The organism is Microbacterium sp. NPDC096154, assembly GCF_040302945.1.
In the GTDB taxonomy this organism is placed as follows: Bacteria; Actinomycetota; Actinomycetes; order Actinomycetales; family Microbacteriaceae; genus Microbacterium.
This window is the reverse complement of sequence record NZ_JBEOSM010000006.1, coordinates 212,267-226,381: the sequence shown is the minus strand read 5'-3', so window position 1 is coordinate 226,381 and position 14,115 is coordinate 212,267. Positions and strand designations below refer to the sequence as shown.

At 66.1% G+C, this 14,115-nt stretch carries 9 protein-coding genes and 1 pseudogene; 5 read left to right on the top strand and 5 right to left on the bottom strand.

All coding sequences use genetic code 11. From position 1 onward, the window contains the following. Positions 1-103: 103 nt before the first annotated feature. The 3 genes and pseudogenes from ABTW64_RS10565 to ABTW64_RS10555 form a co-directional block, all read right to left on the bottom strand. Positions 104-968, bottom strand: a protein-coding gene (locus ABTW64_RS10565) for an IS5 family transposase (protein WP_350622112.1) whose coding sequence is annotated in 2 segments (ribosomal slippage) — positions 104-622 and positions 624-968 — 864 coding nt in all. Because the reading frame shifts where the segments join, the coding sequence is not laid out codon by codon here. An 85-nt stretch (positions 969-1,053) separates the two neighbouring features. Continuing rightward, on the bottom strand, positions 1,054-1,521 hold the full coding sequence (locus tag ABTW64_RS10560) for a hypothetical protein (protein ID WP_350622110.1): 468 nt from the start codon (positions 1,519-1,521) through the stop codon (positions 1,054-1,056). A gap of 94 nt (positions 1,522-1,615) precedes the next feature. After that, positions 1,616-1,750: pseudogene (locus tag ABTW64_RS10555) on the bottom strand (DNA cytosine methyltransferase); the annotation flags it as partial. A gap of 518 nt (positions 1,751-2,268) precedes the next feature. On the opposite strand from ABTW64_RS10555, the gene mobF reads away from it, so the two are divergent. Then, positions 2,269-5,823 carry a MobF family relaxase gene (gene mobF, locus ABTW64_RS10550; RefSeq protein ID WP_502892326.1) on the top strand — a complete coding sequence of 1,185 codons (3,555 nt, stop codon included), beginning with the start codon at positions 2,269-2,271 and terminating at the stop codon, positions 5,821-5,823. 22 nt (positions 5,824-5,845) lie between these two features. Here the strand turns inward: mobF and dprA are convergent, their stop codons facing one another. Further along, a complete protein-coding gene (gene dprA, locus ABTW64_RS10545; protein ID WP_036542732.1) occupies positions 5,846-6,850 on the bottom strand; it encodes a DNA-processing protein DprA in 1,005 nt (334 codons plus the stop codon). A gap of 210 nt (positions 6,851-7,060) precedes the next feature. Here dprA and ABTW64_RS10540 point away from each other — a divergent pair, with 210 nt between their 5' ends. Next, positions 7,061-7,390 carry a hypothetical protein gene (locus ABTW64_RS10540; RefSeq protein ID WP_026529636.1) on the top strand — a complete coding sequence of 110 codons (330 nt, stop codon included), beginning with the start codon at positions 7,061-7,063 and terminating at the stop codon, positions 7,388-7,390. A 331-nt stretch (positions 7,391-7,721) separates the two neighbouring features. Beyond that, entirely contained in the window at positions 7,722-8,630 is a 909-nt protein-coding gene (locus tag ABTW64_RS10535; protein ID WP_026529635.1) for a DNA adenine methylase, read from the top strand. Here ABTW64_RS10535 and ABTW64_RS10530 read toward each other — a convergent pair. After that, on the bottom strand, positions 8,581-10,098 hold the full coding sequence (locus ABTW64_RS10530; protein WP_350622107.1) for a hypothetical protein: 1,518 nt from the start codon (positions 10,096-10,098) through the stop codon (positions 8,581-8,583). The genes ABTW64_RS10535 and ABTW64_RS10530 overlap by 50 nt on opposite strands. Before the next feature lie 520 nt (positions 10,099-10,618). On the opposite strand from ABTW64_RS10530, the gene ABTW64_RS10525 reads away from it, so the two are divergent. Further along, on the top strand, positions 10,619-12,340 hold the full coding sequence (locus tag ABTW64_RS10525) for an OLD family protein (protein ID WP_051619731.1): 1,722 nt from the start codon (positions 10,619-10,621) through the stop codon (positions 12,338-12,340). Then, positions 12,337-13,959 (top strand): UvrD-helicase domain-containing protein, encoded by a 1,623-nt coding sequence (locus ABTW64_RS10520; protein ID WP_036542739.1) that lies wholly within the window; start codon positions 12,337-12,339, stop codon positions 13,957-13,959. Before ABTW64_RS10525 ends, ABTW64_RS10520 begins: the two co-directional genes overlap by 4 nt. Positions 13,960-14,115: the final 156 nt, after the last annotated feature.

Genomic DNA, 14,115 nt, shown 5'->3' with positions numbered 1-14,115 from the left:
CCGGTCACGCTGGCGCCGAAAACACCAACACACCGCCCGACGACACCATTATCTACGCCGCGGACACACGCCATAAACGCGACTGTAGTACTAGGCCGTGTTGCTAAATCCATTGGAGGGCCGCGGACAGGCAGAGCCCGGCTGCGTATGAACGGGCGGTCTTGTCGTATCGGGACGCGAGCCCTCGCCACTGCTTGACGAAGCTGAAGCACCGCTCGATCACGTTGCGACCCTTGTAGCGCTTCTGCTGCTCGTCGCCGAAGTCGATCGGCCTGCCCTGCTTCTTGCGACGGTGCGCGATCTGGTCGTCGCGCTCGGGGATCGTGGTCTTGATGCCGCGCTCGCGCAGCCAGGCGCGGTTCTTCTTCGACGGATACCCCTTGTCCGCGAGCACACGGTCAGGACGCCGGCGCGGCCGGCCGCGACCGGGGACGTGGATCTCGTCGAGCACGCAGCCGAACATGCTCGTGTCCGCGATCTGCCCGCCGGTGAGCACGAACGCGAGAGCCCGGGCCTGGCCGTCGCAGACGAGGTGGATCTTCGTCGTCAAACCGCCTCGTGACCGGCCGATCGCGTGATCAGGCGGCTCCGGTCCCGACAACGTGTAATTCGACACGGCCCCCTGTGGTCCGCGGCAGTGTCGCGCCATGCTGATGCACGCGCGCGATCGAGGAGTCCACCGACACGACCCAGTCGATCTCGCCCGCAAGAGACGCGCGCTTCTGGACATGGGCGAGCAGGTCTTCCCACACGCCCGCCTCCGCCCATCGGCGGAAGTTCTTGTAGATCGTGTTCCAGTTCCCGAATCGCTCGGGCAGGTCTCGCCAGGCTGAGCCGGTCCGGAACCGCCACGCGGTTGCCTCGACCACCGTGCGACGATCGACAGGTGGGCGGCCTCGCGTCCGCACAGGCGGGAACACGTCCTGGATCAGCTCCCAAACCTCGTCCGTGATGACATCTCGCGACACACCTCAAGGATCGCCGACGCGCCTCAGACCACCATTTAGCAACACGCCCTAGTCCTGTCTAGCAGCGCTGGCGCGATTCGTCCTGTCACATCCTCCCATCGGGCGATGGCGCGGGCGTAGCGTCCCCAGCGGCGAAGATGTCCTCGATCAGGAACCACAGCATCTCGGGTTCGCTGCTCTTGCTCTGCAAGCCAGCCGGCCCGTTTAGCGCGAGGTCGATGATCTGATGCGAGAGCGCGATCGTCCCCCGCCTCGCCCTCACCTGTTCCAGTGACTCGCCGCCACGAGTCGAGTCCGTGGCGAGCGGCGTCCTGAACAGTGCCCCGGCTGCGGGCGAGGATGAAGACGCGAAGCCTGGGATGAGGAGCGCCGACAAGGGACGCTGGTAGGCCGATCCATTGCGTGTCATACCGCAGGTCGGCCAGATCGCCGAGTACGGCGCCGACTGCCCGGAGAGGTCGAGCTGCGAGGTCTCCCAGACCCCACGGGTCGGGTTCCACTTCGCGAAGGGCTGCATCGCCGGGGGTTGCGTGGTCGGGATTGCTTTGCGCATCGTCGTCTTCTTCTAGGGGTGCGCGGACGGCGGGTGAGGACAGCAGGCCGCGCACGTTCTCGATGACGACGAGCTGGGGTTGCAGCGCGTCGATCGCGGCGGCCATGTACGACCAGAGCCCGGAGCGGGTGCCGGGCGCGAGGCCGGCGCGCTTGCCCACGGTCGAGACGTCCTGGCAGGGGAAGCCTCCACAGAGAACATCGACCGGCTCGACGGTGCGCCAGTCGATGGTGGTGATGTCGCCCAGGTTGGGGGCGTCGGGTCAGTGGTGGGCGAAGATGCGGGAGACGTGTTCGTTGTTCTCGGAGAACCAGATCGTCTCGCCATCCAAGGCGTGTTCGACGGCGAGGTCGAGACCGCCGTACCCGGAGAACAGTGATCCGACCCTGAGTGGGCGAGTCCGGTCGTGAGGGTCGTGCATGAGGGCTCCGGTTGACGGGTGATCCCGGTCGGACTTCACGCATGAGGTCACCACCGGGCTGGTCAGCGACCAGGTGCGCGACCACTCGAACCGCCACCGCTTGCCTCGTCGCCGATGCCGTGACCCGCGCGCGGCGCACCACCCCCGCGTACTTCGGAATCCGTGACTCAGGCGGCGCCGCCAGCTCTCGTTCGCCGGCCCACCGAGCCATCACACGTCTTTCAGACGAGGCCGTTTCGGGCTTTGTCGCATCTGATGCGACCGGTCTCGCGGGCTCACCTGCTCTCCGAGCGCGGCCGGAAGGAGCAGCCGAGGTGACGGTTTCGATGCGCGTGATGAGCGCGGGCGATGGATACAAGTACCTGTTGAAGTCCATCGCCGCGGGCGACGGCGACCGGAGCCTGAGCACGCCGCTGACCCGCTACTACGCGGAGGCGGGCACGCCGCCGGGCTTCTGGATGGGCTCGGGGCTGGGTCGTCTCGGGCACGGCGACCTGGTCGAGGGAGGGCAGGTCTCTGAAGCTCAGCTCGCGCTGTTGGTCGGGATGGGCCATGACCCGATCACGGGCGAGCCGCTGGGCCGCGCCTACCAGCAGTTCGCGTCGATCACCGAGCGGATCAAGCAGCGCGTCGACGCCCTCGACCCCGAGTTGGGGCCGGCGACTCGAGCGCAGGAAGTGGCCGCGATCGAGGCGGAGGAAGCCGAGCGCGGCACCCGCCGCGCAGTAGCCGGTTACGACTTCACATTCAGCGTGCCCAAGTCAGTCTCCACGATCTGGGCGGTCGCGGACGCCGGCACCCAAGCCCTGATCGCGGACGCCCATCATGCGGCGGTTGCAGAGCTGGTTGCGTTCCTCGAACGCGAGGTTGCCGCAACCCGCGTCGGTGCAACCGGGCCGGACGGCGCGGTTGCGCACGTCGACGTCGCCGGTGTCGTGGCCGCGGCATTCGATCACTACGACAGCCGTGCGGGCGACCCGCAGTTGCACACCCACGTCGTCGTCAGCAACAAGGTCCTGACCGTGCAGGACGGCCGCTGGCGGACCCTCGCCGGCCGGCCGATGCACTCCGTGGTCGTCGCAGTCTCCGAGCTCTACAACGCCGCGCTGGCCGACCAGCTCACCCGCGTCCTCGGCGTCGAATGGGAAGCACGCGAACGGGGCAGGGACCGGAACCCGGCATGGGAAATCGAGGGCGTGCCCGACGAGCTGGTGACCGAGTTCTCCACCCGGTCCCGACACATCGAGGCCGAGAAAGACCGCCTCATCGCCGGGTACGTCGCCAAGCACGGCAGGCAGCCCTCCGCGCGAACGGTGCTGAAACTTCGGGCGCAGGCGACGCTCGCCACGAGGCCGGAGAAGCAGGTCCGGTCGCTGGCCGACCTCACCGCCGAGTGGCGGCAGCGCGCCGGCCGGGTGCTGCGCCGGGACGCGAACGGCTGGGCGCGCACGTTCACCGCATCCACCGCAGACGCACCGCGGCGGGTGCTGCGCGCCGACGACGTGCCGCTGGATGTGGTGCGCGAGGTCGGGCAGACCGTGATGGAGACGGTGGGCGAGAAGCGTTCGACCTGGACCCGCTGGAACCTGCATGCCGAAGCATCCCGGCAGTTGATGGGGTGGCGGTTCGCCAGCATCCAGGACCGGGAGGCGATCACCGGGCTCGTGGTCGATGCCGCCGAGCACGCTTCGCTGCGGCTGACGCCGCCGGAGCTGGCGTCCAGCCCGTTGCAGTTCCGCCGCGTGGACGGCACCTCTCGGTTCCGGCCGCACGCCTCGACCCTGTTCTCATCCGAAGTCCTGCTGGCCGCCGAAGACCGACTCCTGGCGCGTGCCGCCACAACGGCCGGGCCGGTGGTGCCGTTGGAGACGGTTGAGAGGATCGCCCGCAAGCCCGACGCACGCGGCCGGGTGCTCGGCGAGGATCAGGCCGCGGCCCTTGCCGCGATCGCGGTCTCCGGTCGGGTCGTGGACGTGCTGGTCGGCCCGGCTGGGGCCGGGAAGACGACGGCGATGAACGGGCTCCGCAGGGCGTGGGAGAAGGAGCACGGCACAGGGTCGGTGATCGGGCTCGCCCCCTCGGCGGTCGCCGCGCAGGTCCTCGCCGATGACCTCGGCATCGCCACGGAGAACACGGCGAAGTGGTGGCAGAACCACCTCATGTACGGGACTACGTTCACGGCCGGGCAGCTCGTCATCATCGACGAGGCGAGCCTGGCCGGCACGATGTCGTTGGATCGGCTCACCCACGAAGCCGAGAAGGCCGGCGCGAAAGTCCTCCTGGTCGGCGACTGGGGCCAGCTCCAATCACCCGGCGCCGGCGGCAGTTTCGCCATGCTCGTGCACGCCCGCGATGACGCCCCCGAGCTGACCGATCTGCACCGCTTCACCAACGAATGGGAGAAGACCACCTCGCTCCAGCTACGCCACGGCCGTGCCGAGGCGATCGACGCCCTGATCGAGCACGGCCGGATCACCGGCGGCGACGAGGAAGCGATGATCGACGCCGCCTACACAGAATGGCGGGCCGATCTTGCTGCCGGGCGGGCGTCGATCCTGGTGACCGAGACCCACGCGACCGTCACCGAGCTGAACGCCAGAGCGCGGGCGGATCGGATCATCGACGGCACCGTAAACCCGACCCGCGAACTGCCGCTGCGCGACGGCACCGCGGTCTCCGAGGGCGATCTGGTCATCACCCGCGAGAACGACCGGCGGCTCCGCAACGGCCGAACCTGGGTCCGCAACGGCTCCCGCTGGACCGTCACCGGAGTTCGCGAGGACGGGTCGGTCAGCATCCGCCCGGCCGGGCGCAGGTTCGGCGGCGGGATCGTCCTGCCGGCCGACTATGTGGCCGAGCACCTGGACCTCGGCTACGCGATCACCGCGCACCGCGCCCAGGGCGTCACCACCGACACCGCGCACGCGGTCGTCACCGCCACCACGACGCGGGAGAACTTCTACGTCTCCATGACCCGCGGCGCCCACAGCAACCACGCCTATGTCACCGTCGACCGAGAGGACGCAGAACACGCGGTGCCGCATCCCGGAGACAACCCGAACGTCACCGCTCGCTCGATCCTCTACGGCGTGTTGCAGCACATCGGCGCCGAGCTGTCTGCGCACGAGACGGTCGCTGCCGAGCAGGACCGCTGGGGCTCGATCGCGCAGCTCGCGGCCGAGTACGACACGATCGCGCAAGCCGCCCAGCACGACCGCTGGGCGACCTTGCTCGCCGCGTCCGGGATCACCGCCGAGCAGATCGAAGACGTGCTCGGCTCCGACGCCTACGGCGCGCTGTCGGCCGAGCTGCGTCACGCCGAGGCCAACCACCACGACCTCGACGCGCTGCTCCCGCGGCTGGTCGCCGCGCGGAGTCTGGACGATGCCGATGACATCGCCTCCGTCCTGCACGCCCGCGTGGCACGCGCCACCGCCCGGCCCGCCGGATCAGGCCGCACCCGCAAGGCCCCGAGGCTGATCGTCGGACTGATCCCGCACGCCGGCGGGCAGATGGCAGACGACATGCGGCGAGCCCTGGACGAGCGCCGCGAGCTGATCGAAGGCCGCGCCGACGCCGTGCTCCGCGGCTACCTCACCGATGAGGAGCCGTGGACGGCCGACCTCGGCGCGGCTCCGAGGGGCGACAAGCAGAAGGCGGCGTGGTGGCGTGCCGCTCGCACCGTCGCCGCCTACCGCGACCGCTACGGCATCACCGACGACCGGACCCCGCTCGGCCCGACGCCGGAGAGCACCAGCCAGAAGATCGACGCCATCCGCGCCCGCGCCGCCCTCAACCGCGCCCAGGCGATCGCTCACGAAGGCACGACGGCTGATGCGGTGCGGCCAGCGACCACATCACGCCCCGCACCGAGCTTGTGAACCCGTCCAGCGAGGGCGGCCGTCAGAGAGAGCGCCCCGGCGTGCCCGGCGACGGGTGCCGGTGCCCGAACTCGCGTCCGACCTCGGGCCGCGTCACAGTCCGGTCCGGGGTTCTGTCGGCGTCGAGTAGGTCGATCACGTCGCTGGGCTGGGTGACGAGCGAGGCGAAGCCTTGCTTGATGAGTTCGTTCGGCCCCGCGCTCGCGACGCTGGTCACCGGGCCGGGCACCGCACCGACGCCCCGGCTGAGTTCGCGTGCGGCGATGACAGTGGTCATCGACCCGGACCGAGGACCGGCCTCGGGGATCACGGTCGCACCCGAGAGCGCCGCCAGCAGGCGGTTGCGGGCCAGGAACCTGTGTCTGGTCGGTGCGGCTCCCGGCGGCAGCTCGCTCACCAGCAAGCCGACATCCCCAATGCGATTCAGCAGCTCGCTGTGCCCGGCCGGGTAGGGGCGGTCCAACCCGCCGGCCAGAACGGCGATCGTCTGACCGCTCGCGGCAAGCACGCTCTTGTGCGCGGCCCCTTCGATCCCATAGGCGCCACCGGAGACGACGACCCGTTCCTCATCGGCAAGACCCGCCGCCAGCTCGCCCGCGACCTGCTCTCCATAGGCGGTCGCAGCGCGAGCGCCCGTGATCGTGGCCCGATCGCTCAGCGCCGTCATCAAGAACGAGACCGCACCGCGAGTCCACAGCAGGTACGGCGCACGATCGCTCAGGTCGTTCAGGCCGGCGGGCCATTCCTTGTCGGCGGGGATGAGCGTGCCGAATCCATGCCGCTCCGCCTGAGCCATCTGATCCAGCAGGCCGGGCGTGACCCGCGCCGTCAGTCGTTCGCGCCACATCAGTGTGTCGGCGCGTGCCAGGCCGGGCACTTCGTCGTCGGACTCGATCAGCCGCAGCGTCTCGACCCCGCCGTGACGGGCCAGGACGTACCCCGTGATCGGGTCGTTCGGCTCGGCGATCATCGACAACGCGACCCGCGCCATCCGCTCACCCTGCACCTGCTCCGCCAACGTGGCCATGATCGGTGTCCTCTCGCTCCAAGGTCACCGACGAGGTACACGCCCGCCTGCCGATGGGGTTCCCTCTGCCATAGGACAGTCGTAAACTCGGTAGCGAGGCAGGTTCAGCAAACTATGCGGGTCCTTCGGGACGGCCCTTCGCGGGCACTCGGTTCATAGCCGCCTCCACGACGGAACACCGTCGCGCTATGACGAGGAAAGAGGCCTGCAATGCTCCGGACGTCCGTGGCGCTCAGCGCACGAGGCTATGGCGTACTCCGCTACGCACCCACGAACCTGCTGCTCAACGCGATCCGCACACGGCGCGGCCTGAAGTGGGGCGTCCCCGCGATGCTGCTCGCCGGGGTCTACTTCTACGCCGCGGCGATCTGCACCACGATCATCAACGACGGGGGTCCCGGTTGGCTCTACCTGCTGGTCCTGGTGTTCGTCTGGAACGCCTTCAAGTTCCTTTGGATCGGCCCCGTCAGTCTGATCCAGCTCATAAGTGTCCGTGCGGGGGAGCGTCGCGAACGGCAACCGGTGCCGTCCTCGCGGTGACGCGCAGGCGAGCCCACCGCGCCATAGGGCACTGACCACGACACAGTCGCATTCGGTTGGCGCGTCCCTTCACGGTGTACCGCATCGATTCGGCGTGTCGATGGCTCTGTGATGTCGTTACGAGTAGTATCCGTTACATGCAGGACTTCACGAGCCTGAGCGACGCGGGCCTCACTGACGTTGATCGAGCGCTGCGTCATGAGCGGCTACGTCGCCGTAAGGCGTGGCGTAACTGCGAGCGTTGCGATCAGGCGTTCCTCGGGCGAGGTGATGCGCGCTTCTGCTCGGCTCGCTGTCGAGTCGCCGCGCATCGAGCGGGGAAGGAGTCCTGATGAGTGACACGCTGCGGGTTGTCGCGTCACGTCGGTACGGAACGCTCTCGCCGCTCCGCTATCCGGGAGGAAAGGCGGCGCTCGCTGGCTTCTTTGGCGACATCATCGATGCTCTCAGGGTCGAGCGCGCACGTTATATCGAGCCATATGCCGGTGGCGTGGGAGCTGGGATTGCGTTGCTCCGTGAGGGCATTGTCGAAGAACTGGTTATCAACGACATTGACCCTGCGGTGTACGCCTTCTGGAAATCTGCGGTCGGAGACAATGCCAGCTTCGTTGAAATGGTTGCGTCCGTCCCACTTACGATCGCTGAATGGCAGAAGCAGCGAGAGATATACAGATCGCGCGATGAGCGAGATTCACTCCGCCTCGGGTTCGCCTTCTTCTTTCTGAACAGGACCAATCGTTCAGGGATTCTGAATGCCGGAGTTATCGGCGGTCAGCGGCAGGAAGGGAGATACAAGATTGACGCCCGCTTCAATCGCGAAACGCTCATCGAACGATTGACTGCGATCGGAGGCTTGGCCGATCAGATCACGGTCTCAGACCTTGACGGCAGGACAGTGATCCAGCGTTACGCTCAGGACGATCGAGCATTTATGTACATCGATCCGCCCTATGTTCAGGCGGGGTCTCAGCTCTACCTCAACGCGTTCGACGGGCGCGATCACACAGCCCTCGCGGCGATCGTCAATACGGTGGAGAAGGCGCACTGGCTCATGACGTATGACACGGCTCCACTGATTGAGAAGCTGTATCGCGAGCACTTCCAATGCCGCTTGGAACTGACCTACTCCGCGCGGTATCCGGGGCAGGCCGAAGAACTGCTCGTTGCATCGCCCGCGGTCGCCGGTGTGGTCAAGGCGTTGCAGGGGCAGACTGTAATGGCGGACGCAACAAGCGCCTGAGCAGCGGATTGACCACCTTCCACGCCTGCCGAACGTCCTCTGCGGTCACTGACGCATCTGCGCTGTGCGCGATGAGATTGAACCACTGGATAGAGCCATGTTTGTGGGCGTTTCCCGACTGTATGGCGCCGATGGTCGATTTGAGAGTCTTCTCCGAGCCATAGGTTTGCGCGACCACTTTGAAAACCGCACTCAACTCGCCTGTCGCGGGCGTTGCAGAGCCCTCGAAATGGACCTTGATGGTGGCTTCGAGAACAGAGCGCAATAGGATCGCGGACGCGATAGGCAAGTTTCCCAGGTTGATCCGTCGTAGCTCGAAGTAGCGCAGTTTGAGGTTCAGTGGTGCGTTCTCGTAGTCGAGGCCAGACAGATCGAGCGTGTCCTTTGTGTCTGGATGGTTCGGTCCACGGCTTCCTGCTCCGCTCGGAGGCTCAGGCTGGGGTGGCGTTGCCCCGCCGGTCGCGCTACCGGGACCGCTTGGAGGCATTCCGTGGCTGACACCTTGCGACGGTCCAGGCGGAGTCGGTGGTGCGGGCGCGGCGGGTGATGGTGTCGGCGTTGCTGTAGTGGGTACACGGTTGAGACGGTCCACGAACGGCTGGTAGGCGTCATCACGCTTCTTGAGCTCCGGAGAGCGGGTGTTGAGCCTTCCAGCGCGAAACTCCCCGACTAGATACTCCAATGCACCGAGCTTCTTCTTTGGAAGTTTCGACGCGATCTTTTCGGGAGTTGAGGACCGAGGAAGCAACATGCCGTCTCTATCGAACTCCACCCCGATCGCAGCCGCGATGTCCTTACTTCGGTACGCGTACTCAAAGGCCGACATCGCCAAGTCGTCGCTGGCGGCGTACTGCCGGAGGGTGTGATCGGAGAATGGCGCAGCGGCAAGGAAGCGTCGCATCACAGCCATCTTCATGAACCTTGCGACCTCGACATCGGGGTACTGCGCCTTGACGTCCTCCACAGTCGTCTGGTCGTCCACGAGTGAGTAGTAGAAGGTTGCTTGTTGGTCGCGGCTCCACCGCTTCTTGGAGATGCCAGTGTGCAGTCGGGCAACGTGCGGGGCGGCGGTCGCGCGATCAGGCGCCACGATCACGCGGATTCGCTCGGGGAGGTTTTCTGCCTCGACTGCGTACCGCTTGAGCAGTGAGCGAACCTCGGCTTCGTGACCAGGCACGATCGTCGGGTCGTAGAGAGCCTTGAGTGCGCTGACGCGCCGGTTGCCTTCCAGGACGATGTACGAAGGCGGCTCGTCCCGTGACTCCGCCGCGATCACGATCGGCACCTCGTTGTCGAAGTAGCCGTCGCGAAGGATCAGCCGCGCCGCGCCGAGGACGTCCTCGGAAGCGAACAGATACTTCAAGGCTCCGGCTTCATCGTCGCGACGAGTCGGGATGCGGTAGTTCTCCAGGTCGAGCAGGAGCCGGCTCAGCTCGACCTCCACGATGGGTAGCTGCTCGTAAGCCATGTCCAGCCTCGTCTCGATGATCCGTCCGGCGATCTACGCCCTCGGTGCCGAACGGACGAGAGCTGTCGTTCAGTCCTAACTGTAGCCGCGCTGTTTCGCGATCGGGCTGAGACACGTCGAGGCGCATCAACCGAAGCTCCTCTGACGCGCGAACGCACGAACTGGTTGCCATAGGCGCCCGTGACGCCGTGACAGTTCTCGACGCGGGCAGGCGCCCAGGCACGGGACCACGGTCATGCAAACCATGCAGCCTGCCGGCGACGCCGCGTGGTCGCGTGAACTGCGGAACCAGACGGAAACGAGGCCGAGCTGCCACTTCGGACGCTTGTACGGAACCTGTCGTCGCGTGTCTTCACGGGACGGCCATGGTGCGTCGCCGCCTGGTACTGACCACAGTCCGTGGGACGATAGGCATGGGAGCCGCCGGTTCCGAGCGGGAGAAGGTCCGTTGATTCACGCTCATCGTCCCGTTGCGAGCCGAGCGCTCAGCTTGCATCGGGGGGTATGCAAGGAGTAGCCAATGAGGGTCGCGCGCATCCGTATCGGACGTTTCCGGGGTTATCGCCATGCAGCGCTCGTGGTGCCAGAGAACATGGTGCTTGCAGGTGAGCCGCAGGCGGGCCGCACTGACATCGTCGAGGCCCTGCGCCGGGTTCTCGACGCCCGCAGTACTCGGTCCCGCGTGAATCCTCTCGACGTCTACCGACCTGCTGACGGCGATGAAGAGTCCTTGACGGAGGTAGAGGTGACTCTCCTCGACCTCGGGGAGGACCTCGAAACTCTTCTCAGCGAGAATCTGGAAACGTTCGACCGGGCAACCGGGGAGATCGCCACGCCAAGCAACGCGGGCGACGCGGTTCTGGGCGTACGTCTGTGCTATCGCGCACGATATGACCTCGATACGGACACCGGCGAGCACTGGGTCGATTACCCGGCGCGAAGTGATCCCGCTGCCGGTGTGTTCAAGAAGGCGAGCCGGATCGAGCGTGAGTCTCTGCCTGTCCAGTTCGTTGACAGCGCGCCGGCTCTCCAGCTGCGGGCAGAGGGAGTCCTGAGAGCACTCCTTGCTGATGCCGATCCTGGTGGCCTGGACAGCGCCCTCACCGATCTGGATTCGGCCGTCCATGCTGCAACCGGGTCGTTCTCTGAGACGGAGGTGGTCACTAGCGTTCTGGATAAGGTCATTGATTCCGGACCGCAGACTCTCTTCGGTATCGATGACTCCGCCGACATCAGTTTTCTGGCGGATGACGGTTCTATGGCTGCCCTCCTCAGAGCGCTTCAACCAGCGATCTCGATGGGTGCGGCCGGGGCCCTTCCCGTCCGTTCCCAGGGGTCGACTCTCGAGAGTGTGCTCTCGGCCGCTGAAGCCATCGCAGCCGCGCGAGATGCACAATCAGGCGTCGTCATCATCGGCGATGACTTCGGAGATCGCCTTGACGCATCGTCATCTGAACACATGGCGCGGCTCATCCACGTAACGGCAGGGCAAGCGATCCTCACAACGCGCCGTCCTGAGGTAGTACGAGCATTCGATCCCGGTGAGCTGGTTCGGCTCACGGTCAGCCACGGCGAGAGACGACAGCACCAGCTCTCTGCAGTCACGGACAAGACGGGCCGAGTCAACCGGAGGCTCATCCTGGAGCAGCTTCTCGCAGCGCTGAGCGCGAGAACCGTTGTCCTCCTGGAGGGGCCGCTCGATGTCGAGGGGTACGGCGCGCTCGCGTCGCGGCTCTTCCGGAAGACGAACGAACCGCACCACAGCCTCCCCGCTAACGGCATCCGCCTGGTCGCCCCGCCAGGGTCAGACGGAGGAGTTACCCGGCTCCCAGCCATTGCCGAGATCGCCCTTGAACTCGGATTCCACGTCCGAGCGATCGTCGACAATGACAAGCCAGGACACGAAGATCCAGCAGTCGGAGTCCTTGCAGGAATGATCGAACAACTCGTCGTGCTTCCCACTCGCACCGCCGTGGAGGCCGCACTCATCCGCGGCGTACCCGGAGATCAGCTCCGAGAGACGGTCGAGACCCTGGAAGACTTCGGCATGCCCGCCCTGCCACCCGATCTCGGCGACGACGACATCGCGGACCACCTCATCGCGACGAAAGTGATCAAGAAACAGGGGCTAGGGGCAGCCTGGGCTCACGCACTGACACGACAGCCGCCGATCGCGCGGTCCGCGATCGAAGCAGTCTGCGGCGATACGCTCGGACGCATCGACATCCCTGATCTACCATGACATTCGCCCCGCAGAACCCGGAGCAGCAGCGAGTCGTAGCGACGCAGGCCGAACTCACTGTCGTGCTCGGCGGAGCGGGTGTCGGAAAGACGACCAGCGCGCTCGCCGCAGCTCACGCCCATCTTGAACGAGTAGCAGAAAGCGAACCCCACGATCGGGTCCTGTTCCTCTCGTTCTCTCGTTCCTCGGTGGCGCGCATAGCCTCCCGCGCAAACGAGATTCTCGGCCGCCGAGGCTCCCAGGTGGACATCATGACGTTCCACTCGCTCGCGTTCTCCGTGGTCCGGAGATTCGGGAATCTGGTCGGACACGGCGACGCCGTCCTCGTCAGCCCCGCTCGCGAGAAGCTCGGGCTGGCCCAGCACGAGATCGGATACAGCAGGCTCATCCCGCTCACACTCGAAATCGCTCAGGCCGCACCTGCTGTCGCAGAACACCTTCGCACCCGATGGGGCCTCGTAATCGTCGACGAATTTCAGGACACCGGCGATGCGCAGCAAGACCTCCTTCAGCTGATTGCCCGCGACAGCAGGCTGATACTGCTCGGCGACCCGAACCAGTGCATCTACACGTTCCTCGCCGAAGACGGCGTCAGAGTGGAGCGCATCGATGAAGCCTGCTCGGCCGCTGGGACAGAGAACACCATCCTGCTGCCAGAAACCTCCTTCCGAGACCCCTCCGGGATCATCCCGGCCGTCGCCAACGCCATCAGGGGACGCCTGTTCGACTCAGAGGCCATCGCGGCCGCCATCCAGGACGAAAGACTGGTCATCCAAGACGGAATACCACTCTCCGACGAGACCAGTCACGTCGCACGGGTCGTTAGCGAGTTAGCCGCGAAAGATATGGGCGTGGCAGTATTCACGCACCATAACGACATGCTCGCGGCTCTCTCGGATGCACTTGAAGCCGACGGGATCGAACATGAAGTTGCCGGTCTCAGTGACGCGCTCGCCGCCGCCCTCGACGCCCAGACTGCGATGGCGCGATTCCACACCGGCGATGGCACCTGGGGAATTGTTCTCGAAGCGATAGCCGTGTTCCTGACGAGCGCGCAACGTGGGCAGAAGGCGCCCCCCATCGCGTACCAGGTGATGAACGGTTCAGGCCCCACGACCCTGCAAGCTCGCCTGAGCGCTCTTCGAGAGCGTCTCTCCGAGGCGGGGTCCATTCGGGAGGTAATCGAGGTAGCGGCGACGGCACACGACGCGCTCGGGCTACCGCAGAAGTCGGGCGCCTGGCAGCAAGCAGCAACCCTGCTCTCGGTGATGTACGCGCGAGCGGCACGCACGAGCAGCGCCCGCGATGACCGTCAGATGGTTGCAGCGATCTGTGCGGAAGCTCGTGAGGCGAGTTACGCGGCGCTCACGGACTCGGCGCTGAGCCCGCGAGAGGTTCAACTAATGAACCTCTACCAGACGAAGGGACGCGAGGCCGACGCAACCGTCGTGGTGTTGCGGGAGGGAGACTTCATGGGCTACGAATCAGAACCGTTCCCCACAACAAGTCGGCTCCTCTACGTGGTCTTCTCCAGAGCCAGACACAAGATCGTCGTGCTGCTCGTGGGCAACAGGTTCCACGCCGCCGTAGCGCCTCTCGCGGCTCTGGCCGCGAACTGAGCTTGCCTACGAGGGGGACCAGAAGGGGACCAGAATCATGCAATCCATGCATCCCGTGACGTGTTCTGCATGATCTGACGCCCGGAATCACGCGGAATCCGGGCAGGCCGAAGCCGTTTGGACGCCTGGGGGTCAAGGGGTCGCAGGTTCAAATCC

Coding starts and splice junctions, on each gene's coding strand:
- ABTW64_RS10560 (WP_350622110.1), bottom strand. CDS start 1,521: ATGCGCAAAGCAATCCCGACCACGCAACCCCCGGCGATGCAGCCCTTC.
- mobF (WP_502892326.1), top strand. CDS start 2,269: ATGCGCGTGATGAGCGCGGGCGATGGATACAAGTACCTGTTGAAGTCC.
- dprA (WP_036542732.1), bottom strand. CDS start 6,850: ATGGCCACGTTGGCGGAGCAGGTGCAGGGTGAGCGGATGGCGCGGGTC.
- ABTW64_RS10520 (WP_036542739.1), top strand. CDS start 12,337: ATGACATTCGCCCCGCAGAACCCGGAGCAGCAGCGAGTCGTAGCGACG.
- ABTW64_RS10540 (WP_026529636.1), top strand. CDS start 7,061: ATGCTCCGGACGTCCGTGGCGCTCAGCGCACGAGGCTATGGCGTACTC.
- ABTW64_RS10530 (WP_350622107.1), bottom strand. CDS start 10,098: ATGGCTTACGAGCAGCTACCCATCGTGGAGGTCGAGCTGAGCCGGCTC.
- ABTW64_RS10535 (WP_026529635.1), top strand. CDS start 7,722: ATGAGTGACACGCTGCGGGTTGTCGCGTCACGTCGGTACGGAACGCTC.
- ABTW64_RS10525 (WP_051619731.1), top strand. CDS start 10,619: ATGAGGGTCGCGCGCATCCGTATCGGACGTTTCCGGGGTTATCGCCAT.